17 protein-coding genes are annotated in these 26,518 nt (G+C 51.3%); 11 read left to right on the top strand and 6 right to left on the bottom strand.

The window, feature by feature from the left end:
- Window positions 1-4: 4 nt before the first annotated feature.
- The 5 genes from CHU32_RS17825 to crfC form a co-directional block, all read right to left on the bottom strand.
- On the bottom strand, window positions 5-937 hold the full coding sequence (locus tag CHU32_RS17825) for a DUF6772 family protein (protein WP_103677395.1): 933 nt from the start codon (window positions 935-937) through the stop codon (window positions 5-7).
- A gap of 273 nt (window positions 938-1,210) precedes the next feature.
- Window positions 1,211-1,957, bottom strand: a complete 747-nt coding sequence (locus CHU32_RS17820) for a GntR family transcriptional regulator (protein ID WP_103677394.1) — start codon at window positions 1,955-1,957, stop codon at window positions 1,211-1,213.
- 182 nt (window positions 1,958-2,139) lie between these two features.
- A complete protein-coding gene (gene proP / locus CHU32_RS17815; protein ID WP_103677393.1) occupies window positions 2,140-3,642 on the bottom strand; it encodes a glycine betaine/L-proline transporter ProP in 1,503 nt (500 codons plus the stop codon).
- Window positions 3,643-3,924: 282 nt separating this feature from the next.
- Window positions 3,925-4,812, bottom strand: coding sequence for a diguanylate cyclase regulator RdcB family protein (locus CHU32_RS17810; RefSeq protein ID WP_103677392.1), 888 nt, complete (start codon window positions 4,810-4,812; stop codon window positions 3,925-3,927).
- Entirely contained in the window at window positions 4,809-7,151 is a 2,343-nt protein-coding gene (gene crfC, locus CHU32_RS17805; protein ID WP_103677391.1) for a clamp-binding protein CrfC, read from the bottom strand. Before crfC ends, CHU32_RS17810 begins: the two co-directional genes overlap by 4 nt.
- Before the next feature lie 529 nt (window positions 7,152-7,680).
- Here crfC and CHU32_RS17800 point away from each other — a divergent pair.
- From CHU32_RS17800 to CHU32_RS17750, 10 genes are all read left to right on the top strand, one after another.
- On the top strand, window positions 7,681-8,016 hold the full coding sequence (locus CHU32_RS17800) for a zinc ribbon domain-containing protein YjdM (protein WP_103677390.1): 336 nt from the start codon (window positions 7,681-7,683) through the stop codon (window positions 8,014-8,016).
- A 208-nt stretch (window positions 8,017-8,224) separates the two neighbouring features.
- Entirely contained in the window at window positions 8,225-8,686 is a 462-nt protein-coding gene (locus CHU32_RS17795) for a phosphonate C-P lyase system protein PhnH (protein ID WP_103677389.1), read from the top strand.
- A gap of 413 nt (window positions 8,687-9,099) precedes the next feature.
- Window positions 9,100-11,085, top strand: coding sequence for an alkyl/aryl-sulfatase (locus CHU32_RS17790; RefSeq protein WP_103677410.1), 1,986 nt, complete (start codon window positions 9,100-9,102; stop codon window positions 11,083-11,085).
- A gap of 105 nt (window positions 11,086-11,190) precedes the next feature.
- Window positions 11,191-13,179, top strand: coding sequence for an alkyl/aryl-sulfatase (locus CHU32_RS17785; RefSeq protein WP_103677388.1), 1,989 nt, complete (start codon window positions 11,191-11,193; stop codon window positions 13,177-13,179).
- 317 nt (window positions 13,180-13,496) lie between these two features.
- Window positions 13,497-13,772 carry a YtcA family lipoprotein gene (locus tag CHU32_RS17780; RefSeq protein ID WP_103677409.1) on the top strand — a complete coding sequence of 92 codons (276 nt, stop codon included), beginning with the start codon at window positions 13,497-13,499 and terminating at the stop codon, window positions 13,770-13,772.
- A gap of 19 nt (window positions 13,773-13,791) precedes the next feature.
- Complete coding sequence (gene mdtN / locus CHU32_RS17775; RefSeq protein ID WP_103677387.1) at window positions 13,792-14,823, top strand: multidrug transporter subunit MdtN; 1,032 nt, start codon at window positions 13,792-13,794, stop codon at window positions 14,821-14,823.
- A complete protein-coding gene (gene mdtO / locus CHU32_RS17770) occupies window positions 14,823-16,847 on the top strand; it encodes a multidrug efflux transporter permease subunit MdtO (RefSeq protein ID WP_103677408.1) in 2,025 nt (674 codons plus the stop codon). The genes mdtN and mdtO overlap by 1 nt, the downstream gene beginning before the upstream one ends.
- Window positions 16,844-18,301, top strand: a complete 1,458-nt coding sequence (locus tag CHU32_RS17765; RefSeq protein WP_103677386.1) for an MdtP family multidrug efflux transporter outer membrane subunit — start codon at window positions 16,844-16,846, stop codon at window positions 18,299-18,301. The genes mdtO and CHU32_RS17765 overlap by 4 nt, the downstream gene beginning before the upstream one ends.
- 204 nt (window positions 18,302-18,505) lie before the next feature.
- Window positions 18,506-20,653, top strand: a complete 2,148-nt coding sequence (gene fdhF, locus CHU32_RS17755) for a formate dehydrogenase subunit alpha (RefSeq protein WP_103677384.1) — start codon at window positions 18,506-18,508, stop codon at window positions 20,651-20,653.
- A gap of 779 nt (window positions 20,654-21,432) precedes the next feature.
- The gene (locus CHU32_RS17750; RefSeq protein WP_103677383.1) at window positions 21,433-22,413 is read left to right on the top strand and encodes a hypothetical protein; all 981 of its coding nucleotides are present in this window, start codon (window positions 21,433-21,435) and stop codon (window positions 22,411-22,413) included.
- A 415-nt stretch (window positions 22,414-22,828) separates the two neighbouring features.
- Here the strand turns inward: CHU32_RS17750 and gltP are convergent, their stop codons facing one another.
- Entirely contained in the window at window positions 22,829-24,142 is a 1,314-nt protein-coding gene (gltP, locus tag CHU32_RS17745; protein WP_103677382.1) for a glutamate/aspartate:proton symporter GltP, read from the bottom strand.
- A 414-nt stretch (window positions 24,143-24,556) separates the two neighbouring features.
- On the opposite strand from gltP, the gene acs reads away from it, so the two are divergent.
- Complete coding sequence (acs, locus tag CHU32_RS17740) at window positions 24,557-26,515, top strand: acetate--CoA ligase (RefSeq protein WP_103677381.1); 1,959 nt, start codon at window positions 24,557-24,559, stop codon at window positions 26,513-26,515.
- Window positions 26,516-26,518 lie beyond the last annotated feature (3 nt).

Here is a 26,518-nt window from a genome sequence, read left to right as displayed (position 1 = left end):
CCCCTTACGCCTGACGATTAAGAAAATCATCGGTAGATAAAATAACGGAATCCAGATACAGAAAAACGCGTCGATTAGCGCCGGTTTCAATAAAAAATACGGGATTAAGTAATCCGGTAATACCCTTATATTCCGGAGCCAGCGTCGGTTGTTTTCCGCGTAAATCCATGATCTTATCCATGCACTGTAATTCCACATATTCTCTGCGGGATACATCGACGGTTAAGCGCATATACATCCAGTTAATTTTGTCATCGGCTTCATTAGCGACCAGATCCTGATGCCCGTCCTCAATCCACTGGAAGCCGTCGGCAGATCCATCGGCCTGACGCTGTCCATACCACTGGCTGTCAACACCAACTTTATGCCAGCCGTCATGACCGTAGTTCCAGCGACGATGATCCACACCGTCATTAACCCGGAAATATTGCCAGCGCCTGATGTACTCGCCGTCGGCGCTGTTGACATAGCGTACCCCAGGCATCCAGCGATTTTGCTGGCTTTGTAAATCAATAAAGCAGCCAAAAGCGCGTACATCGCGATCGCCAATCCCGGCGACGGAAGGTTCTGGCGTGTAGGTAAACCAGGCTTCAAGTTGCAATAAGTGCAGGCTGCCGGGAACCGCCATTCGCTTGATCGCCAGCCCCATACTGCCCGGCGCGGGCGGCTGGTCGGCAGGGGCGCTGTTCGCCCGCGTCGTCAGCTTCAGAGAACGGCTACCGCTCATTGCACCATGCGTTCCCATCATCGGAAAGGTGGCTGAGGAGAGCATAGTTGGCCCCCAGTGAATGAGATCGATCTCTTCTGAATGCGGCGCAAAATCTGCTTTCACAAAATTAGGTCGCAGATCTAACCAGCCGCAATGGCCGTAATTAAAATTATCGAAAGTAATAATATTTTTGAGCGGGGTAAATTTAGAAATTGCATAATCGTTCATAGGCCCTTCTTTTATAATAAATACAGGGTCGCCCTTCGTTGAGAAAAACGAATTCGTTAGAGGAAAATAAATAAGAAATAATTTTGGCAGCACCCTACTATTCGCGCATTTTACGACTCTCCTGAATACCAGTAAAAACAGAAGGTGAGAAAATGAGCTTAATAGAGATATTCGACGATGGTAAAGGCAGCAAGGCGAAGAGTGTGAAGCGCGACACAAAATTGGTCAGTCAGGTTATAAAAAACCCCTAAAGAGGACTGACCAATTTAACATTTATTTTGTTGTATTGTTGTCAATGGGGGTAGAGGTAAACAAATAACCATCAAAATCAGCAGCGGAAATGTCTGCCTGAGTTAGCATTTTATTCTTAACGTTTTCAAGATGTTGCCACATTGCCCGTTTTGCAGCGACGGCATCACGATGCTGAATAGCCTGCAAGATTTGCATCCTGTCCTCAAACCATGCCCAACGGGCACTAAAATCACTGGTATCCTGGTGATGGTTCAGCCACATGCCTGAGCGCTGACGTAGCTTCCAGCTTTCCTGCACAATAGCGACCAGTGCGGCGTTTTGTGTCGCCATCGCCACCAGGTAATGGAAATGCTCATCGGTATCGTCAGCGATAGTACCCGATGAGAGCTGCTGTCGCTCAAGTTCGACCGCTTTACGTAATTCAACGATGTCATTTCTGGTCGCCTGAAGCGCTGCGAATCCGGCAATTTCACTTTCCAGAAGCTGACGCGCCTGGAGCAGTTCAAAGACACCGCATGTCACACTATCAGAGGCAGGCTCCACGACAGGTACGACGCTGGCAGGAGGAAGTACATAAACACCGGAGCCTTTACGAATTTCTACGCACTGCTCCAGTTCAAGCAGAATCAGCGCTTCCCGCACAACACTACGGCTGACGCTAAACTGCGCGGCAAGATCGCGTTCTGCCGGCAGCTTGTCTCCCGCCCGGTATGCGCCCTGCTGAATGGCATTGCGTAGTTGTTGCCCTATCTCCTGATATAATCTCATTTTTCATGCTCGCTTCGACGTTGCTTCTGGACTGACCAAATGCCCACTTGTGGTCTGTCCACTTATCTTCTTTTATCATCGCAAATAAAATTGATAATAGCCAATACGGAACGTGACGCTGTACAGAGATGAAAAAGCCCGACACCAGGGTCGGGCTTTGTTGGCAACCAACGTGTAGAGATTTAGTCGTTAATCACCGGATGCTGCTGCACCAGACGGGAGCGTTTTTCCTGAAGCTCGGCAATCTCTTTGTCGATATCTTCAATTTTCTGCTCAATATTGTCGTGATGCTCCTGAAGGATTTCTTTCGCTTCCTGGAGGTCAGACGCCGCAGGCGTGGCCCCTTTCAGCGGCAGATTTGCGGTTTCCTTCATGGTCAGACCGGTAATCAAACCAATTGCTGCGACGACCATCAGGTAATAAGCAGGCATCATCAGGTTCTGCGTGCTTTCCACCAGCCATGCGGCCAGCGTCGGCGTCAGACCAGCAATCAGGATTGAAATATTAAATGAACTGGCGAGCGCACTGTAACGCAAGTGCGTCGGGAACATTGCTGGCAGCGTCGAGGCCATTACCCCGGTGAAACAGTTAAGCACCACCGCCAGGATCAACAGACCGGCAAAAATTAAGCCGAGCACATCACTGTTGATCAGGATAAACGCCGGGATGGCGAGAGCAAAGAGCGCAATACTGCCCAGTAACACAAAAGGACGACGCCCGAAGCGGTCACTCAGCAGGCCCATAATCGGCTGGACAAACAGCATCCCGATCATGATGGCGATAATAATCAGCACCCCATGATCTTCCGAGTAGTGCAGGTTATGCGACAGGTAGCTCGGCATGTAAGTAAGCAGCATGTAATAGGTCACGTTGGTCGCGATGACCAGACCAATACAGGTCAGCAGACTGCGCCAGTGTTTGGTGGCAATTTCCTTAAAGGAAACTTTCGGGCCTTCCTGCAATCCCTGACGGTCGCCCTGCTCGAGCTTATCAACATGCTGCTGGAACGCCGGAGTTTCTTCCAGCGCATGACGCAGATAGAGGCCAATCAGACCCAGCGGCAGTGCGAGGAAGAACGGAATACGCCAGCCCCAGTCGAGGAAATTCACTTCGCCAACGATGGCCGATAGCAGTACAACGACTCCTGCTCCCAGCACAAACCCGGCGATGGAACCGAAGTCCAGCCAGCTCCCCATAAATCCACGTTTACGGTCGGGGGAGTATTCCGCCACGAAGATAGACGCACCCGTGTATTCACCGCCGACAGAGAATCCCTGCGCCATCTTACACAGCAGCAGTAAAATTGGTGCCCAGATGCCTATCGATTCATAGGAGGGGATCAGGCCGATACAGAAGGTACTGACCGACATGATAATAATGGTAATAGAGAGTATTTTTTGCCGGCCATATTTGTCGCCGAGCATCCCGAAGAACAACCCACCCAGGGGACGGATCAGGAAGGGGACGGAGAAAGTCCCGAGTGCAGCAATCATCTGCACGCTGGGATTGGCGTCCGGGAAGAAGACTTTACCGAGCGCATACGCCACAAATCCATACACACCAAAGTCAAACCACTCCATGGCATTACCGAGCGAGGCTGCGGTAATCGCTTTGCGCAGTTTGGCATCATCAATGATGGTGACATCGCGCAGGGTGATTGGCTTTACTTTTTTCCTTTTAAGCATAGTTATCCTCGTTAACTTTCGCCCTGAACGTTCAACACAAACGCATCGTCACCCTTTGACGACGGCGGTTGTTCGCGAGCGGAGCTACATGATCAGCAACCCACACATCAAGCGTAGCAGGTTTACTTATGCTGGCTGGCTAAAGCCTGCACAACCAAATCATTCAGATCATGAATAATACATCTACCCTACCAGCGTTTAAAAGTGTGATCAACTTCACGAAATTCAGATGGGTACGTTAACGAGGTTCTCTTTGCGTTGTAATAAAAGCGAAAGGTCGCCTTAAACCACTGTGAATATCTCCTCTTCCTGAAAGATTTCATCGACCATCGCGGTTGCCAGCCGCGTGGCAGAACAGAGTCTCGGCATGCCGAGCGCGATGGTTTGCCAGGTCTGCGTCACCGACCAGCTCACCGGATGATGCTCGCTATCGCAATCACTACCAAGCCAGCACAGCATTTCTTTATGATCCATCAGCGCAGGCGCAACGGGGCTGGTCAACCATTGAAGATAAAAATGACGCGTCGCCGATGCTGCATGAATGCTTTGCGCCAGGTACTGCGTAGCCATCGCACGTAAGTTATCCATCAGCAGCGCTTTCGCCTCGCCGGTTAACAACCGGCAGGCATCACCAAATGCTCCCCAGCGCAACTCTTCAAGCGCTATAAAACAACGTCCCGCCAACGACCAGCCGCTATAGTTTCCTGCCTGCCAACGGGTAAAGACCTGATCGCTGTGTTCTCCGGCCTGCACCATCAGTCCGCGCTGGGATAATGCACGTTGCTTATGGGCGGCGCGGCGAAGAAAACGCTCGCCTGTAGTCGCATACAGTTGCAGTGTGCCGGGGGTTTCGTTGCCTTTTTGCTGCAGGATATGCAGGTGGTGACCCATTTTAGTTAAGGCCAGGTGTCCCGGGTCCAGCGTGCTTGCCAGTTTATCAGCCAGCCCTACCCGCATTGCCGGATTTTCACTAAGCGCACCGACCATCGACCAGGTACGGAGCTGTGCCTGAGCCATAATTTCATTCATTAAGCGTTCGCGAAAACGCAACTGCTGAGGCGGAACCGCCGTCTGACGCGGATTATCAATACCCAGCACCAGATCGACGATAAATTTCGCATGAACAGATTCAAGCGGACGGGCGGGTCCATCAAGCAAAGGGGTATTCATGGGTTTTCAGCCGCAAAGAGAGTTTGAATATCATCGCGCAGCAGACGCGCGTCCTCCTGAATCCACTGCACGGCGGTCAAACTGTATTGCAATTGCTGACGTAACGTTTTGACCGTTGATTCACGTTGCTGGCGCAGGACCAGACTGTCCTGCAAACTTTTTTGTAATTCACTCAGGGTTTGGGAAAATTCATTGAAAAACGTACTCATACCCGACGAAACGGATAGCTCAACCTGAGCCACGGCATCCGCGAGCAGCTGCGTGTAAAATGCATTAATGTGTTGAATGAGTTTATCTTCCAGCGCGGTAAGATCGATGACATAGCGCGTTCTTGAAATCACATAATCATCCCAACCCCAGTTGGGGTTATTCAGCCAGCGCGATACCGCCTCACGCACGCCGGAGGCGCGCGACGGCACGTCGCCTTCGTTCTCTTCAGGAAAGATAACGTCGTTAAATAATTGGGGCGCATTAAAATTCACGCTGCCTGCCTGAAATGAGGGCAGGCCAATGTGCACGCCGAAGCCAGACTGGTTAAGATCTTGTTTAATCCGCTGCTCAATAGGCCGTAATGTGTCGTTAAGTGCGCGCGTGAGGGTGCTTTCAAGCTGGCTGAACCGTATTCCCAACTCCCGCGCGGCCGTATCGTGGGCTGACGTCAACGTCGTCTCAGAGGCCACGCGAATTTTACTCAGTATAATTTGCGCCTGCCCTTCATTACTCAACACCAGTTGCTTGTGCCCGGTGTCGTTATCCTGGCGTAAATCGGCATGACTGAGGTTCATCAGACTTAACAGACGCACCGGCCGGAAACCATCTTCAATAGCGCGTTGGGTTTCCCGCCTCTGCCGCTCAACAAACTCTGTCGCCGCGGTGAGCCACTGCTTAACCTCATGATCAATTTCATCCCTGACTCCTTCCTGCTTTAAACGAAGCTGTGTCATATCCTCTTCAAGAAGCCCGATACTGCACTGTAGCGCGTCAAAAGTGATGGTCAGCCCCTGATGGCGGAATTCAAGATACTCTCTGGCGCTTTGTGCATAGTTCAGCAATTTATGGGAGGCAGATCGCAAGGCATATAAGGAGGCATTGGCATGAGCGGCATGTAGCAGGCTCATGATTGGCCGCTCAAAAAGCGAATCCTCCCATAATAGATCGGCAGCATGGCGAATATGCTCAATATCATCCAGATCGGCAGTCCGCCAGCGTCTTCCCAATGCCGCCTCGGCAAAATCCTGCACCCAACGTTGATCATCAGGGTCGGGCAGCTTACCGAACGTGGCCAGTTCATAACGTGCGCGATTAGCCAGATAGCCCCACATAGAGGAGACCGGAAAGATCTGCCCTGGCGCGATCAGCCCTTTCATTAAGGTTCCGGAGATCAGCGCGCGTACCTGTTCCGCATCATCGCTATTACGATCTTTTTGATCGAACTTATTTACCAGCGCGTAAAGCGGCACTGACCGGCCAACGGCGGAGATCGCCTGGCGCACTTCATGATCCGAAATGGATTTTAGCTGCGTGTAATCCATCACCGCCAGTACTGCTGAAGCTCGTGCCAGCTGCTCATTAAGCATTTTTTGCAAATGTGGCTGGCCGGCTTCATTCGGGCCGGGGGTATCCAGCAACGTTAACTGACCTGGATTGGTATCCATACCAGACAAATGGATAAATTCGACTTCTATCACCGGAATATGCTCGATCGCCGCATAATCAGAAAAAGGAAAATCGACATCCAGCGCCCGTGACAGCCGCACCAGATCGTTAAGACTTTTCAGGCAGTGAAAGATGGGCTCCGCACCAAGATAATGCTTTTCAAATGCAACGCCATTAGCAATACTTTCCAGTAAAAGCGCCATATCTTTATCAATTTCAAGGTGTTGTGCCAGTGTTTGTCGATCGACCAACAAGAGACTATTTTGCAGAACATGCATTAATTTTTCGATAGGGGCGACATGGGAGAAATGCAGAATAGGCTCTTTCTGCCCGGAGGTATGTCTAATGAGCGTGGGTAACGCCGTCATAGGACGATTACGGTTTGGTAAAACCTCAGTACCAACAATAGCGTTAATAGTGGTGGATTTTCCTGCTTTCATGGTCCCAACAATGGCCAGCACCATTTCCAGACGGGTAATTTTACGTAATTCGTTATTTAGTGTGGCCTGTTGAGCCTCAATACCTCGCGCACTAAAATGATGCTGATATTGGCTACCATTAATAGTAGGCTCGCCCTCCAGAACCTCAGGAAGCGGAATTTTTATGGCCTGCAAATGATGCTGCGCAAGCTGCAGCAGGCGTTCAGCTTCTTGACTTAATTCGTAGATCGTCTGTGTGTACATGGTTAAAGTCTTCCCTTAACGCAAATTTTATTGATTTTATTTGTCAGACTTTTTATTACCAATTTTAGTTTTCTATAATTTCTTATGGTAAATAGTTTTAACGCCATAATACTCGTTGGCATTGGCTAATATATTTTTTTGATGCTGAACGAGCAATACATAGCATACTCCCCGGTAAGCAGGAAAATGTTCAGCGTAGCTCATTTTTAATAAACACCCGGATATATCTTCGTATATCTACCCACGTAAGGTGGAGGGCTGACCACGCGCAGATGCGGTGGGGATTGGCAAGAAATCGCACTTTTATTGATGAAAATGCGTTGCTTCACCATATCTGAAATAGTTGAGGGTAGCAATTTCCGTTCATAAAAATTCTCTGCACTCACGGCAACGCAATGGAACGCCCTGCGATTCCACAATAGCATCAACAAAAGTACGGAATTTAAGGTATAATTGCCGCCTTTTCCGGCAAAATGCCGGGTTTTTCTGGCTAACTACCAGTTTTGCAAGCACTTATGAGGATAAGAACATGCAACTTCCCCACTGCCCACAATGCAATTCTGAATACACCTATGAAGACAACGGTATGTTCATCTGCCCGGAATGCGCTCACGAATGGAACGACGCAGAACCCGCGCAGGATAACGACCAGCTTATCGTAAAAGATGCTAATGGTAACCTGCTGGCGGACGGTGACAGCGTGACGGTGGTAAAAGACCTGAAGGTAAAAGGCAGCTCTTCAATGTTGAAAATCGGCACGAAAGTGAAAAATATCCGCCTGGTGGAAGGCGATCATAATATCGATTGTAAAATCGACGGTTTCGGCCCGATGAAGCTGAAGTCTGAGTTTGTGAAAAAGAACTGATCCTGGCGGCGGGTAGATATGCCCGCCTTTTTCGCTCGTTCTCCACTCTTCATCTCGCATTCATCATTGTGTAACGAAATTGTCATCATTAACCGCCACGATGAACCAGCCTCGCAAAAGATGCCTTAACATAAATAATCTCGTCACCGTGCCGTAAATATCGCCAGCCAGCCGGAATGACTTTTTATGCTGGTTGCCGGAGAGATGTATGACCCTACAAACCGCGTTTACCCTGCCCGAACAAAAAACCCAGTCTGGTTCCCGTCGTTTAATGAAAGCCATGAGTGAACCGGGTGTGATTGTCTCGCTTCATCATCCTTTCGATCTCACCACGGCGAACCGGCTGATGACGCTGGCCGATAGCAATACGCCAGTCTGGCTTCCTGCCACAGCCAGCCATCAACTGGTGCAACAGAATCTGTGCTTTGACAGAAATGTGATGCTGATTTTAGAAGTCACCAGCCTGAGCGGCGGTCAAATGCTGCAGCTGAGTGGTAACGGGATGGCGGAAGCGCGCATGATTGCGCCAAAGCTGCCAACATGTTTGCTTCACGAGTTAATAGAGCGCCCTCTACCCGTGCCGCTGGGACTCGACCTGATCCTCGTGTGCGGCGAACGGCTGATGGCGATCCCGCGGAGTACCTACGTTGAGGCAGGCGGCACAAAGTAATCCGGTGGCGGCGCGTTAAGCGTGCCGCTGACTCCGTCAATTTTCCCCTTCTTACCAACCGAAGTGAATCACTGTCATTCTTTGCTCTGGCATACGGTACCATTTATTAATATGTTTTCCCTCGCCAGGGCGGCACTGACGTATTAATCGCTGGGCCATCTCAATTCATTTATCAAATATATAAAAAAAATAAAAACATACATACAAACAATAAAACCACAGCTTATTGACCTGCCTGAGACCTGTTTCAGACATCGCCTTCCGATAGCGCACAAATACCTTATAAAATTAGTTAACTACCTCACAATTATTCTTCATAAAATATTAAATTGGATCATATGATACTTCCAGAAATTGCGACCTTTCTTTTCAGCTTGATTAATTTACACCATGAATAATAAATGGAGATTTATATGAATAACTCCCGGTTATTTCGCCTGAGCAGGACGTTCATTGCTATCACCGCAGCAACGGGGTTCCTTGTTAACTCCGCCTTCGCCGTTGAAGCCCCTAAAGATGCAACAAAATATACTCAACAGATCAACCAAAAGTATATCCAGTCATTACCTTTTAGTGACCGCCAGGATTTTGAAGATGCCCAGCGCGGATTTATCGCACCACTGCTGGATCAGGGCATCCTGAAAAACGCAGACGGAAAACAGTATTATCGGGCGGAAGATTATAAATTTGATATCAATGCCACCGCACCAGAGACGGTAAACCCCAGCCTGTGGCGTCAGTCGCAGCTCAACGGTATTTCTGGTCTGTTTAAAGTGACAGACCGCATGTATCAGGTGCGCGGTCAGGATATCTCCAATATAACCTTTATCGAAGGTGATACCGGGATTATCGTTATTGACCCGCTGGTTTCCGCTCCAGCAGCTAAAGCCAGCCTCGATTTATACTTTCAGCATCGCCCACAAAAACCCGTTGTGGCGGTCATTTATACTCACAGCCACGTCGATCACTATGGTGGCGTAAAAGGCATCGTTTCAGAAGCCGACGTGAAGTCTGGTAAGGTGCAAATTATCGCTCCGGTAGGCTTTATGGAGGAAGCCATCAGCGAAAACGTGCTAACCGGCAACATTATGAGTCGCCGTGGTTCCTATTCCTATAGCTCTTTACTGCCACATAACGCCAAAGGCAATATCGGCAATGGACTGGGCGTTGCCGTCAGCGGCGGTACACCTACCATTATTCCCCCCACCTTCTCCATCACCAAAACCGGTGAGAAACGTATTATTGACGGTCTGGAATTTGACTTCCTGATGGCACCGGGCAGCGAAGCGCCTGCCGAAATGCACTTCTACATTCCGGCACTCAAAGCGCTGTGCACCGCCGAAAACGCCACGCATCTGCAGCATAACTTCTACACCCTGCGCGGGGCAAAAACTCGTGACACCAGTAAATGGACAGCGTATCTGAACCAAACTCTGGATATGTGGGGCAGTCAGGCCGAAGTCTTATTTATGCCACACACCTGGCCGGTCTGGGGTAATCAGCATATTAATGACTATATAGGTAAATACCGCGATACCATCAAGTATATCCATGACCAGACCCTGCACCTGGCCAACCAGGGTTATACGATGAATGAAATCGGCAACATGATTAAACTGCCGAAAACCCTGGAGCAGAATTGGGCCAGCCGTGGCTACTATGGCTCTGTCAGCCACAACGCCCGCGCGGTTTATAACTTCTATCTCGGCTACTTCGACGGCAATCCGGCTAATCTCGATCCTTACGGTCAGGTTGATATGGGCAAACGCTACGTCAAAGCGCTCGGCGGTTCAGCACACGTTATCAATCTGGCGAGTGATGCCTATAAGCAGGGTGATTACCGCTGGGCGGCAGAGCTGCTCAAACAGGTTATTGCCGCCGATCCTGGCGACCAGATCGCCAAAAACCTGCAGGCCGATACCTTCGAACAACTGGGCTATCAAGCTGAGTCCGCCACCTGGCGCGGTTTTTACCTGACCGGTGCGCAAGAGCTTCGTACTGGTGTAAGGAAGGTCCCCGTTGGCGCAACCGCTTCCGAGGATACCCTTAAAGGTATGACGGTAGAAATGCTGTTTGATTATATGGCGATCCGCCTGGACAGCGCGAAGGCCGCGGGCAAAGACATCAGCCTGAACTTCAATCTGGATCACGGTGACAACCTGAATCTGTCCCTGAATGACAGCGTGCTCAATCATCGTCAGACGCTGCAACCGAAGGCGGATGCATCGTTCTATATGAGCCGTGCCGATCTGCACAACGTGCTGACGGGTCAGGCGAAGATGGCCGATCTGGTGAAAGCGAAGAAAGTCAAAGTGATCGGCAATGCCACGAAGCTGGATGAAATCATCGGCACGCTGGATCAGTTCGACTTTTGGGTCAATGTGGTAACGCCCAATTAATCATTTACACACCAGCCCATCCGGACTGGATGGGCATTGTTGTGCCGCGACGACACGCGTACCGCGTTTGCTGACGGCAAAATCTAAAGGGAAAGAGAAAGCAAAATGTTAGTATCCATAAAATCACGCACTAGCCGAATAGCGATCGCTATCGCTGCCGCTTACGGTTTATTCACATTCAGCCCGGCATTTGCCGCTGCAGTAGCAAAAGATGCTACCTCTGAGACCAAACAGGTTAACCAGCAATATCAGCAAACGCTGCCATTTAGTAACCGGCAGGACTTTGACGATGCACAACGCGGTTTTATCGCGCCGCTGCCTGATGAAGGCGTGCTGAAAAACGCTGAGGGGAAAGCGGTCTACCGTGCTTATGATTATCGTTTTGATATCAATGCGCCAGCGCCGGATACGGTCAACCCCAGCCTGTGGCGACAGAGTCAGCTCAATGGCATTTCTGGTCTGTTTAAAGTCACTGACCGCATGTACCAGGTTCGCGGGCTGGACATTGCCAACATCACCTTTATTGAAGGCGATACCGGAATCATTGTGATTGACCCGCTCCTGAGCGATAAAGCGGCAAAAGCCAGCCTTGAGCTTTATTATCAGCATCGTCCGAAAAAACCCGTTGTCGCCGTAATCTACTCCCACAGCCATACTGACCATTACGGCGGTGTTAAGGGCGTTATCTCCGAAGATGACGTAAAAGCTGGCAAAGTACAGGTTATCGCCCCGGCTGGATTTATGAATGAAGCCATCAGCGAGAACGTGTTACTGGGTAATATCATGAGCCGCCGTTCGCTCTACTCCTACGGCCTGTTGCTGCCACATAACCCACAAGGGAATATCGGCAACGGTCTGGGCGTTACCCCAGCAGCCAGTTTCCCAACCATTATCGCGCCCACCAAATCGATCACCAAAACGGGCGAAAAAATGGTGATTGATGGTCTGGAGTTTGATTTCCTGATGGCCCCGGGTAGTGAAGCGCCAGCGGAAATGCACTTCTACATTCCGGCGCTGAAGGCGCTGTGCACGGCGGAAAACGCCACGCATCTGCAGCATAACTTCTATACCCTGCGCGGCGCGAAAACCCGTGATACCAGCAAGTGGGCTTCTTATCTCAATGAAACGCTGGATATGTGGGGTAGCCAGGCGGAAGTCTTATTTATGCCACATACCTGGCCGGTCTGGGGTAATCAGCACATTAATGACTATATCGGTAAATACCGCGATACCATCAAGTATATCCATGACCAGACCCTGCACCTGGCCAACCAGGGTTATACAATGAACGAAATCGGCAACATGATTAAACTGCCGAAAACCCTGGAGCAGAATTGGGCCAGTCGCGGCTACTACGGCTCCGTCAGCCACAACGCCCGTGCGGTGTACAACTACTATCTCGGCTATTTTGATGGCAACCCGGCGAACCTCGACCCTTACAGCCAGGTCGATATGGGCAAACGCTATGTAAAAGCGCTGGGCGGCTCGGCTCATGCGGTAAAACTGGCGCAGGAAGCTTATAACAGCGGCGACTATCGCTGGGCAGCCGAACTGTTAAAACAGGTTCTCTCCGCTGAACCTAACTATCAGGTGGCACGCAATCTACAGGCTGATACGTTTGAACAACTGGGCTATCAGGCGGAATCGGCTACCTGGCGCGGCTTCTATCTGACTGGCGCGAAGGAGCTGCGTGAAGGCGTACATAAGTTTAAGCACGGCAGCACCGACTCTCCGGATACCCTTAAGGGGATGACAGTAGAAATGCTGTTTGACTATATGGGCGTACGGCTGGACAGCGCGAAAGCCGCGGGTAAGAACATCAGTCTGAACTTCAATCTGGATAACCATGAGAACCTGAACCTGACGCTGAATAACAGCGTTCTCAATTATCGCCAGACGTTGCAGCCGAAGGCAGATGCATCGTTCTATATCAGTCGTGCCGATCTGCATGACGTTCTGCTGGGCCAGGCGAAAATCGCCGATCTGGTGAAAGCGAAGAAAGTCAAAGTGATCGGCAATGCTGCGAAGCTGGATGAAATTATCGGCACGCTGGATCAGTTTGAGCTTTGGGTCAATGTGGTAACGCCCAATTAAGGTCTGCGGCCCCCCGCCCTGGTTGGGCGGGGCTTTAATACGCTTATGATCATGTGGATATGTGTCATATAAGCACGGTCATTCCCCTGCTATTCACCGTTAATACCCTTTCTGGATGACGGCCGATGCATTCCGTCACCATTTTTATTCACAATATAAATATAAAATAAATATAAATACAAAACATAAATAAGTTATGAATGCGGTTAAATAACAAAGCTATTTTACTCTCCTGGTAAAATAGTCATACTGGAAGCTCTCTGAACATTTTACATTCACCCAGGATATTGCTCGCAATAGACAGGATGTATTTTATTATGCAAACGGTTAAATCCAGGATTGTGATGCAGCTAAAAAAAACAGGTTGGCTCACGCCGGTAGCTTTACTCACCGGATGTAAATTATCACCCGCGATCCCGGTTATCGGGGCTTATTATCCCTGCTGGCTTTTCTGCATTATTGCTGGTGTCATCCTCACACTTATCACGCGGCGGGTTATTCTGCGTAAATATAAAATGCCAGCCTTTGCAGGCGTTATTTATACCGCCCTTTTTGCTCTCTACTCCATGCTGTTCTGGCTGGTATTTTTCTAACCCATTTTGAGACGCGCCCATGGAAAGTTCGCTGAAAAAAGCCCCTCGTAACAAGCTGCCTGCACTGATTCTGGTTGTGCTGGCAGTGGTTGTTTTGATCTTCGTTATCTGGAAACTGGATAGCGCTCCTGCTACCAACGATGCCTATGCCTCTGCTGATACCATTGATGTGGTGCCGGAAGTCAGCGGGCGTATTGTGGAACTGGCTGTCACCGATAACCAACTGGTGAAGCAAGGGGACCTGCTGTTCCGTATCGATCCACGTATTTATGAAGCCAGTCTGTCAAAGGCCGAAGCCTCACTGGCAGCTCTGGATAAGCAAATCATGCTGACCCAGCGTAGTGTCGATGCGCAAAAATACGGTGCGGATTCCGTGCAGGCGGCGGTCGATAAAGCGCGCGCCGCGGCTAAACAGGCCAGTGACACCCTGCACCGTACCGAACCGCTGCTGTCGGAAGGGTTCGTTTCTGCCGAAGAGGTGGATCGTGCTCGTACCGCGCAGCGTGCAGCCGAAGCCGATCTTAATGCCGTACTGTTGCAGGCACAGTCAGCCGCCAGCGCTGTCAGTGGCGTTGATGCCCTGGTCGCCCAACGCGCCGCGGTAGAAGCCGATATTGCACTCACAAAACTGCATCTTGAAATGGCCACTGTCCGTGCGCCGTTCGATGGTCGCGTAGTTGCCCTGAAAACATCTGTTGGTCAATTCGCCTCTGCGATGCGGCCGATTTTCACTCTGATCGACACTCGCCACTGGTACGTTATTGCCAATTTCCGTGAGACGGAGTTAAAAAATATCCACGCCGGTACACCTGCCAAGGTTCGTCTGATGAGTGACAGCGGGAAAGTCTTTACCGGAAAAGTGGATTCTATCGGTTACGGCGTCCTGCCTGATGACGGCGGTATCATACTGGGTGGCCTGCCGCGTGTGTCCCGTTCTATCAACTGGGTTCGCGTTGCCCAACGTTTCCCGGTAAAAATTATGATAGAAAAACCGGACGCGGAGATGTTCCGCATCGGGGCATCGGCGGTCGCCACGCTTGAGCCACAATGATGAAAGCCCTCAACGTTCTGCCACTGCCACTGGTCAGGCTGCTGGCGTTTTTTCATGAGGAGTTAAGCGAGCAGCGTCCTGGCCGGGTTGCACAGATTATGCAGCTGTGGGTGGGCTGCCTGCTGGTGGTACTGATCTCAATGACCTGCGAGGTCCCGTTCCTGGCAATTTCGCTGGCGGTACTGTTTTACGGTGTGCAGTCGAACGCCTTCTATACCCGGTTCGTGGCGATCCTGTTTGTCATCGCCACGGTACTGGAGATCGGTAGCATGTTTTTGATCTACAAATGGTCTTACAGCTATCCGCTTATCCGTATGATCGTCGCCAGCATGATTGTGCTGGGCTGCATGTTCATGATGCGTACCCATCGCCTCGGGCTACTGTTTTTCGCTGTTGCCATTATCGCCGTGTACGGACAAACCTTTCCCGGCATGCTCGACTATCCGGAGATCGTGGTTCGTCTGACTTTATGGTGTATTGTCGTTGGGCTGTACCCCACGCTGCTAATGACGTTAACCGCCGTTCTGTGGTTTCCCAATCGTGCAGTGGGTCAGATGCGTGAAGCCCTTTGCGCCAGGCTTGATGATGCCGTCAGCCATTTAACCGCGTCTGCCGTTCAACTGCCGGAAAAACGCATTGAGCGGGAAGTTCTGGCGCTGCAAAAACTGAATGTTTTCTGTATGGCTGACGATGCGGACTGGCGGGCAAAAAGCGCCTGGTGGCAGACGTGCGTCACTACGGTGACCTATCTGTACTCAACGCTCAACCGTTACAATAGTGCCGCATTGCCTGAAGACCCGGTGACGCAGCATCTGGTGCAGAAATTACGAAAAGAGATTGCCGACCTGCATGTGGCTATCGCGCAGGGTGAGCCCTGGCAGAGTGAGTGGGAACTCAACGCCGAAGCGCGCGCTGCCGCTCACGACTGTGGTCTGGAAAATCTTTGTCAGATGCTGATCCAGCTTGGGCACATGGACCCGGCAACCCCTCCAGCACCAGCGGCAAAAGCGCCCTCAATGGTGCCAGATGCCTTCACTAATCCGAACTATATTCGCTATGCCCTGAAAACGCTGCTGGCATGCATGATTTGCTATGTTTTCTATTCCGGGGTCGACTGGGAAGGCATTCATACCTGTATGCTGACCTGCGTTATCGTCGCTAACCCCAGCATCGGCTCATCGTATCAAAAAATGGCGCTGCGTTTTGGCGGCGCATTCATGGGCGCTGTCCTCGCCTTACTGATCACCATTTTTGTGATGCCTTTTCTGGATGATATTGTCGAACTACTGCTGGTCCTGGCTCCGATATTCCTGCTGGGAGCATGGATCGCCACCGGTTCAGAACGTTCTTCGTATATCGGCACACAAATGATCGTTACCTTCGCTCTGGCAACGCTGGAAAACGTCTTTGGCCCGGTCTACAACCTGGTTGAAATTCGCGATCGCGCCGTCGGTATTTTGATTGGTACGGCAGTTTCCGCGGTGATCTACACCTTCGTCTGGCCGGAAAGCGAGGCTAAAGCACTGCCGCAAAAACTGACGGCAGTATTAGGTATGCTCGGCAAACTATTGCGTATGCCTTATCAACAGGATGCCGCAGCTCAGCGGACCTATCTGCAGCTACGGGTTGGCGTACATGCTGCCCTCAATGCCAGTGAAGAGATCTGCGAACGGGTTGCGCTGGAACCGCAGCTTGATGACGAGGAACGTACCCAATTAGTGGCCCATAGCCAGGCGGTGATCCGTCAGGGTCGTGAGATCCTCTACAGCTGGGACGAGGCTCAAACAAACGCGTCTTCAGCCGGACAGGCAGTCTGTCTTGCCGACCTGCTGGACAGTTACGTTGCCGGATTAACAAGCGGGACCTGCGCGTCTCCCGTTATCACGCCCGACCTTGAAAAAATTTCGCCCACGTTATCCCAACAGGAGCAACGCGTCATGCAGCACATAGCCCGTTTACCGGACTGGACGACCCCGACGCAGATGCCAGCCAAAGAGCAGGTGCAAGGAGCCACTCAACTATGACCCGTAATCTTTCACGCCTGGTCCTTTGCGGTATCCTTGGCAGCGCCACAGTGCTCTCTGGCTGTGCGCTGGTACGTAAAGATTCCGCGCCGCATCAGCAGATCCAGCCGGAGCAAATTAAGCTTGCCGATGATATCCATCTGGCAAGTTCGGGCTGGCCACAGGCGCAATGGTGGAAGCAGTTTCATGACCCACAACTGGATGCGCTGATCCAACAAACGCTGAAAGGTTCACACTCGCTTGCCGAGGCGAAACTACGCGCAGAAAAAGCGCAATCGCAAGCCGATTTGCTGGAGGGTGCATCGCAGTTACAAATGGCGGCTTTAGGTATGGTCAACCGCCAGCGGGCTTCTGCCAACGGTTTTCTTGGTCCTTATGCGCTGGACGCGCCACGGGTCGGGATGGACGGCCCTTACTATACCGAGGGTACTGTCGGTCTGTTAGCCAGTTTTGACTTTGATCTGTGGGGCAAGCACCGCTCAGCTGTCGATGCGGCGATTGGGGCCAAAAACGCCGCGCTGGCCGAAACCTCAGCGGTCGAACTGTCGCTCTCAGCCGGGGTTGCACAGCTGTATTACAGCATTCAGGCCAGCTACCAGATGCTTGACCTGCTGGAGCAAACCCGCGCTGTGATTGATTACGCCGTAAAAGCCCACCAGAGTAAGGTAGCTCATGGCCTGGAGGCGAAAGTACCTTATCATGGCGCACGTGCCCAGATGCTGGCGGTAGACAAACAAATTGCCGCCGTGAAGGGGCAAATCAAAGAAACGCGGGAGTCCCTGCGCGCGCTGGTCGGTGCTGGTGCGGACTCGCTGCCGGAAATCAAACCGGTTTCCCTGCCACAAGTACAAACTGGCCTCCCCTCCTCACTCTCTTATGAATTGCTCGCCAGACGCCCGGATTTACAGGCGATGCGCTGGTACGTTCAGGCATCGCTAAGCCAGGTCGATGCCGCGCGCGCCATGTTCTATCCAGGCTTTGATATCAAAGCATTCTTTGGTCTGGACTCCATCCATATCGACCAGTTGTTCAAAGGGGGCAGTCGCCAGTTTAACGTCATTCCGGGGCTCAGCCTGCCACTGTTCGACGGAGGACGGCTTAACGCCAACCTCGAAAGCACACGGGCCAGCAGCAATATGATGATTGAACGGTACAACCAGTCAGTGCTTAACGCGGTGCGTGATGTGGCGATCAACGGCACGCGCTTGCAAACGCTGAATGACGAGCGGGCGATGCAGGCAGAGCGCGTGGAGGCAACACGGTATACCCAGAAAGCAGCGGAAGCAGCCTATAAACGTGGGCTGGGGAGCCGCTTACAGGCCACTGAAGCCAGCCTGCCGGTGCTGGCGGAAGAGATATCGCTGTTAATGCTTGATACTCAGCGCGTCATCCAGAATATCCAGTTGATCAAGTCTCTCGGCGGCGGCTATCAGGCTATTAACGAGAAGAAATAATCTGTGTGAGCGTGATGTTGTCTCAACGTCACGCCTTTTCTCATTCGACACGTCAAATCTGACGATGGCCTGTTTTTCGTCAGGGTTTTGACCGAAATTTCTCTCTAACATCAGGGAAAGCCCACAATATAAACATGGCATAAAAGATGCATACTGAGGGGCGGCAAGCGCGCAAGCGCGATTTGATTAACTGGAGCAAGACCGATGAAAAAAGTCGTCACGGTTTGCCCGTATTGCGCATCAGGTTGCAAAATCAATCTGGTCGTCGATAACGGCAAAATCGTCCGGGCGGAGGCGGCGCAGGGGAAAACCAATCAGGGGACTCTGTGTCTGAAAGGCTATTATGGCTGGGATTTTATTAACGATACCCAGATCCTGACCCCGCGCCTGAAAACCCCTATGATCCGTCGCCAGCGCGGTGGCAAGCTGGAAGCGGTCTCCTGGGATGAAGCGCTGAATTACGTTGCTGACCGCCTGAGTGCGATCAAAGCGAAATACGGCCCGGATGCTATTCAAACGACCGGTTCTTCACGCGGGACGGGTAACGAAACCAACTATGTAATGCAAAAATTTGCACGCGCGGCGATTGGTACCAATAACGTCGACTGCTGCGCACGCGTCTGACACGGCCCCTCGGTTGCAGGTCTGCACCAGTCGGTCGGTAACGGCGCAATGAGTAATGCCATCAATGAAATTGATAATACGGACTTAGTGTTCGTCTTTGGGTACAACCCGGCAGACTCTCACCCTATCGTGGCGAATCACGTGATTAACGCCAAACGCAATGGGGCAAAAATTATCGTCTGCGATCCGCGCAAAATCGAAACCGCGCGCATTGCTGATATGCATATCGCATTGAAAAACGGCTCGAATATCGCGCTATTGAATGCGATTGGCCATGTCATCATTGAAGAGAAACTCTACGATCAGGCGTTCGTCGCCTCACGTACGGAAGGCTTTGAAGAATACCGCAAGATTGTCGAAGGCTACACGCCGGAGTCCGTTGAGGATATCACTGGCATCAGCGCCGATGAGATCCGCAAATGCGCGCGCATGTACGCAGGCGCAAAATCCGCTGCCATCCTGTGGGGTATGGGTGTCACCCAGTTCTATCAGGGTGTAGAAACCGTGCGCTCGCTGACCAGCCTTGCGATGCTGACCGGCAACCTCGGTAAGCCGCATGCAGGCGTCAACCCGGTCCGCGGACAGAACAACGTCCAGGGCGCATGCGACATGGGCGCATTACCGGATACCTACCCGGGCTACCAGTACGTTAAGTTCCCGGAAAACCGCGAGAAGTTTGCCAAAGCCTGGGGCGTCGAAAGCCTGCCGGCACATACTGGCTACCGCATTAGCGAGCTGCCACACCGGGCGGCGCATGGTGAAGTGCGTGCGGCGTACATTATGGGTGAAGATCCACTTCAGACCGATGCGGAACTTTCCGCCGTGCGTAAAGGCTTTGAAGATCTGGAACTGGTCATCGTGCAGGATATCTTCATGACCAAAACGGCCGCTGCCGCAGACGTTATTTTACCGTCTACCTCATGGGGCGAGCATGAAGGCGTCTTCTCAGCCGCCGACCGTGGCTTCCAGCGCTTCTTTAAGGCCGTCGAACCGAAGTGGGATCTGAAAACCGACTGGCAGATCATCAGCGAAATCGCTACCCGGATGGGTTATCCGATGCACTATAACAACACCCAGGAAATCTGGGATGAGTTGCGTAATCTGTGTCCGGATTTCTACGGTGCGACCTATGAGAAAATGGGCGAACTGGGGTACATTCAGTGGCCTTGCCGGGACACGTCAGATGCCGACCAGGGTACGTCTTATCTCTTTAAAGAGAAGTTCGATACCCCGAACGGCCTGGCGCAGTTCTTCACCTGCGACTGGGTAGCGCCAATCGACAAACTCACCGACGAGTACCCGATGGTGCTCTCCACTGTGCGTGAAGTCGGCCACTACTCCTGTCGTTCAATGACCGGCAACTGTGCGGCGCTGGCGGCGCTGGCGGACGAACCGGGCTATGCGCAAATCAACACTGCCGACGCCGCGCGTCTGGGCATTGAAGATGAAGCGCTGGTATGGGTGAACTCGCGTAAAGGTCGAATCATTACCCGTGCGCAGGTCAGCGATCGTCCGAATAAAGGGGCGATTTACATGACCTATCAGTGGTGGATTGGTGCCTGTAACGAACTGGTCACGGAGAACCTGAGTCCGATTACCAAAACGCCGGAGTACAAATACTGTGCTGTTAATGTTGAACGGATCACCGATCAACGCGCTGCTGAGCAGTATGTGATTGATGAGTACAACAAGCTGAAAAGCAGTTTGCGTGAGAGCGCAATGGGTTAAAACTTCAGTTTAGCTGTTCAGGTAATAAAAGCGGCGATATACTCGCCGCTTTTTTATTCGTAGCCTTTATTAATAAAATCTGCAAATCTTATTGCAGATAAATATAATTTTCGAATAAAAAGAATATGATATTCCCCGGATAATTAAGGCGTTGCGTCTTCAGCATGATGAGGAACAGAAAGCCCGGAGCATAAGCGTCGCTGGACGCGAGGAGGCACATCTCTGCTCAGAGCGTGAAGCGGAAGTCCGTTATTACTTGCGCATTTGCCGACGCATTTTGAAAGGTCACGGTTTATATTTTGCCTGAGCGCAGGCAAACCAGTTAGCGGTGCAACCGTGGGGATGATTTTGCATTGGGAAGTCCGAATCAGCTCGTAGAGATTGCGCCCCTGAATGTTCTGTTAGCATCTGAAGAGTATTGGTCTGTCTGCGGTCAGGAGTGGGGCCTGGACTACCGTGCGACGTCACGTAATTCTGTTGCCATTAACGCTGGCGCGCCTGGTAAATCTAAAGCTCACGATAAAAGCCGCCATCTTAAAGGGTAACGGATTTTTAAAGCTCAAAATCCATTTAGCAGAAAATCATCTACTATCTTTAGTACATGGAATAAATTTCCATTGTGATATTTAGTTTTTAATTTTTTAAGTTTTACAGCCTTCCTTTTTTATAAATGGCATCCCCGGCTCATGAAGAGCCTTAGTGTTGAAGGTGTTTATGTTTCCTGTTTCTTCAATCAGTTCCTGGTTACGAACGCAAAGATTAATCAAAGGATAACAGCTATGACTCACATCCACGAACACGCCCCAATAAATAACACGTATCCCGATACTCGTCTGCCCCTGCCTGCCGTGAGCAGCAGCGCGGTATCATGGGGTGCTATCTTTGCCGGCGCAGCAGCAGCGGCATCCCTTTCTTTGATTTTACTTATGCTGGGTGCCGGTTTAGGACTTACGTCCGTTTCGCCATGGGAAAGCCGCGGGCTTGATGCAGGTACGGTGGGTATCGCTGCCATCGCCTGGTTGACGTTTACGCAAATTGTGGCATCGGGTATGGGAGGCTATTTATCCGGACGACTGCGCACGAAATGGATCGATACACACCGGGACGAAGTTTACTTCCGCGATACCGCACATGGTTTTTTGACCTGGGCCGTGGCGGCGCTGATATCTGCTGTGCTGTTAACGAGCACGGTGGGTTCCATCATTGGCGGAGGCGCTAAAATCGTGGGTACCGTGGCCGGGGGTGCTGCGGCGACCACGGCAGCGGGTGCAGCCAGTATGGCGAACGGGTCATCTGTCGTACAGGATTCGTCGATGGATTATTTCGTTAACTCGATGTTCAGGGCGAGCAGTCCTGCCACACCTGCCAACAACGCTGCCGATCCCGCGTCACCAACGGCTCCTGCAACGCCAACAGCACCTCAACAACCCGTTTCTCCTGCACAGTTAGGTGAAGTGAGCGGTATTTTTGTTAACAGCATTACCACCGGCGCTTTACCCCAGGACGATCGTCAGTATGTCGCCCGTCTGATTGCTCAAAATACGGGTATCAGCCAGCAAGAGGCTGAACAGCGGGTACAGAGCACCTATGACAAAGCCCAGGCTAAATTAAAAGAAACGAAGCAGAAAGCGCAGCAAGCCGCCGATACCGCACGCAAAGCCACGAGCTATCTGATGCTCTGGACATTCATTTCTCTACTGGCAGGTGCCTTCGTAGCCAGCCTGTGTGCGACCTTCGGTGGCCGTCAACGTGATTTATAATCTATTTATGTGGGAGGTTTAAAATGCGCTCATTATTACTGTTCTTTTTAGGTGTACCCATTCCAATCATTATCCTGATTGCCTTGTTTTTCCATTAAGGCTTGTGTGACAACATGGCATTTTAACCAGTCATATCAGGATAACTGCCAGTAAAATATAAATGCCCGAAAGGGCATTTATATTTTTCAGACTGCTGACACACGCTATACCGTGGAATTATGCCTGGCGGCGTTTCGCTTGCACAGGCCCACGACTTACACATAACGTATTGATAATTAGGTTTTAGAAGGCCGGGTAAGGCGAAGCCGCTACCCGGCAAAACGGCGAGCACAGTAGCAAAACTGGGTTGTCATCAACCTCAGGCGGGGAAACCCGCCTGTTCTTGTCCGCAGCAGAGGTCTTAATGCACCCCTGATTATTGATCGGCGGTCTTATCAAATTTGCCCAGCATTTCACGCTCGTAGGCCAGCGCTTTTTTACGGTCAAACTTATGTTCCCATTTGGCAATTACCAGTACCGCCAGCGCGTTGCCCACCACATTTAGCGCGGTACGGGCCATATCAAGAATACGGTCAACACCGGCGATAAATGCCAGCCCCTCCAGCGGAATACCGACGCTTCCCAGGGTTGCCAGCAGTACAACGAATGAAACGCCTGGCACGCCAGCGATGCCTTTCGAAGTCACCATCAGCGTCAGCACAAGAATAATTTCCTGGCCCAGCGAGAGATCAATACCGTAAAGCTGAGCAATAAAAATAGCCGCAATACTTTGATAAAGGGTCGAACCATCAAGGTTAAAGGAATACCCCGTTGGCACCACAAAGCTGGTAATAGAAGCCGGTGCGCCATAGGCTTCCATCTTTTCAATAATACGCGGCAGAACGCTTTCGGAGCTGGCGGTTGAATAGGCCAGGATCAGCTCATCTTTCAGGATACGGATCAGCGTCCAGATGCTGAGTTTACACAGCCGCGCCACTGCACCAAGTACCACCAGCGCAAAGAAGATAATGGCAAAATGCACCAGGATCACCAGCTTTGCCAGCGGCCACAGCGAAGCGAAACCAAAGTTTGCCACCGTTACTGAAATAAGGGCAAACACCCCTACCGGCGCATAGCGCATCACCATATGGGTGACTTTAAACATGGTCTCAGAAATTGAACGGAATACGGTCACCAGCGGCTCACGATGCGTGGCGGGCAGCGAGGAAAGGCCAAGGCCAAACAACACCGAGAAGAAGATAATCGCCAGCATATCGCCTTTAGCCATTGAGGCGATAATATTGGTCGGGACCAGTGACAAAATGGTGCCCATCAGGCCATGCGCATGGCTTTGCACTTCTGCTGTAGTACTCTGGTATTTCGAAATATCTACCGTCGCCAGCTGTGCCATATCAATACCCGCGCCTGGCTGAAACACATTCGCCAGGGTAATACCAATAACAATGGCAATGGTAGTGATCACTTCAAAATAAAGAATAGTCTTCGCACCAATGCGGCCAAGCTGTTTAGCATCACCTACCCCCGCAATACCCACAATTAAGGTGGAAATAACAATAGGGACGACTATCATTTTGATTAGGTGAATAAAGATATCACCGGCCGGAGAAAGCAGATTTACAATGAGCCACTCACGGCTGTCGCTATGGTAATGCAGATAGCTTCCCAGCAGGATACCCAGCACAAGGGCCAGCAAAATCTGCCATGCCAGGCTGAGTTTAATGTTTTTCATAGTAGTGGACTTCCTTAACGAGCAGCCTCACTCAAAAATGTGAATGAGAGCTGATGAACGGTATGAAATTGTGTTGCGTCCTTTTTAGGATTTTTAGCGCCTATAATCAGTATCACTTGCAGCCCATCCTGTGCAACCCTTTCCCGGCAGGGTTGTTGGACGAAAATGAGGGCGTTAAGTCAGATTATTGCCAGTTACTTTCTATAACCTTTTGTTATAAATAAATAAACTATTGTTGATTTTTTAATAATTACTGATAAAAATTATTACGCATCAAACATCTGTTTGCTGGTTTTTCAAACACTGCATTTAATGCGTGATCTGCCGCCCAAAAAATAAACAAAGCTCATTCCCCCTCCTGTAATTAACGTTTATGTGACATATCATTAACATCTTACAAGGAGAAAAAAAGCCATGAGCCAAATACACAAACACGCCATTCCCGAAAATATTGCGGAACACTGCCTGATCAGCCCGAAGCAGTATCAAGAAAAATATCAGCAATCCATTACCGATCCTGATGCCTTCTGGGGCGAGCAGGGTAAAATTCTCGACTGGATAACGCCCTATCAAAAGGTCAAAAATACCTCTTTTGCGCCCGGCAACATCTCGATTAAATGGTATGAGGACGGCACGCTGAATCTGGCGGCAAATTGTCTCGATCGCCATTTGTCTGAGCGTGGCGATCAGACCGCCATTATCTGGGAAGGTGATGACGCCAGTCAGAGCAAGCACATCACTTATCGTGAACTGCATGCAGACGTTTGCCGCTTTGCCAATACGCTGGCCGGGCTGGGGATCAAAAAAGGCGACGTGGTAGCGATTTATATGCCGATGGTGCCGGAAGCGGCGGTCGCCATGCTGGCCTGCGCCCGTATTGGCGCAGTGCATTCGGTCATTTTTGGCGGTTTTTCTCCTGAGGCCGTGGCCGGGCGTATCATTGACTCCAGTTCACGACTGGTGATCACCGCTGACGAAGGTGTCCGTGCCGGACGTCCCATTCCACTGAAGAAAAATGTCGACGATGCGCTGAAAAACCCCAACGTAAAAAGCGTTGAGCACGTCATCGTGCTTAATCGTACGGGGGGCCAAATTGACTGGCAGGAAGGCCGCGATCTGTGGTGGAACGAGTTAACTGAAAACGCCAGCGCAGACCACCAGCCAGAAGAGATGAACGCAGAAGATCCGCTGTTCATTCTTTATACGTCAGGCTCTACCGGTAAACCAAAAGGCGTGCTGCACACGACCGGCGGTTATCTGGTTTATGCCGCCACCACCTTTAAGTATGTCTTTGATTATCATCCCGGCGAGATTTACTGGTGCACCGCTGACGTTGGCTGGGTGACCGGGCACAGCTATTTGCTGTACGGTCCACTGGCATGCGGCGCGACGACGCTGATGTTTGAAGGCGTGCCAAACTGGCCGACCCCGGCGCGTATGTCGCAGGTGGTTGACAAGCATCAGGTCAACATTCTTTATACCGCCCCTACCGCTATTCGTGCGCTGATGGCTGAAGGCGATAAAGCCATCGAGGGAACCGACCGTTCTTCACTGCGTATCCTCGGGTCCGTCGGCGAGCCGATCAACCCGGAAGCGTGGGAATGGTACTGGAAAAAAATCGGTAATGAAAAATGCCCGGTGATGGACACCTGGTGGCAGACCGAAACCGGCGGCTTTATGATCACCCCATTACCCGGCGCGATTGAACTAAAAGCCGGTTCCGCGACGCGACCGTTTTTCGGCGTCCAGCCCGCGCTGGTTGATAACGAAGGCAACCCGCAGGATGGCGCGACCGAAGGCAACCTGGTGATTACCGACTCCTGGCCCGGCCAGGCGCGTACGCTATTTGGCGACCACGAACGGTTCGAGCAGACCTATTTCTCCACCTTTAAAAACTGCTACTTCAGCGGGGACGGCGCGCGCCGTGACGAAGACGGCTACTACTGGATCACTGGCCGTGTGGATGACGTCCTGAACGTCTCCGGTCACCGTCTGGGGACGGCGGAAATCGAATCTGCACTGGTCTCGCATCCGAAAATCGCCGAAGCGGCGGTTGTGGGTATTCCCCACAACATTAAAGGCCAGGCGATCTACGCCTACGTCACCCTGAATCACGGTGAAGAGCCGTCCGCAGAGCTGTACACCGACGTGCGCAACTGGGTGCGCAAGGAGATCGGCCCACTGGCGACGCCAGATGTGCTGCACTGGACCGATTCGCTGCCGAAAACCCGCTCTGGCAAGATTATGCGTCGTATTCTGCGCAAAATCGCCGCCGGTGATACCAGCAATCTGGGGGATACCTCAACGCTGGCCGATCCTGGCGTAGTAGAAAAACTGCTCGAAGAGAAACAAGCGCTGGCCATACCGTCTTAAGCC

This window comes from Superficieibacter electus (assembly GCF_002915575.1).
GTDB classification, from domain to species: domain Bacteria; phylum Pseudomonadota; class Gammaproteobacteria; order Enterobacterales; family Enterobacteriaceae; genus Superficieibacter; species Superficieibacter electus.
The sequence above is the reverse complement of the archived record's forward strand: the minus strand, read 5'-3'. Positions and strand labels throughout refer to the sequence as shown.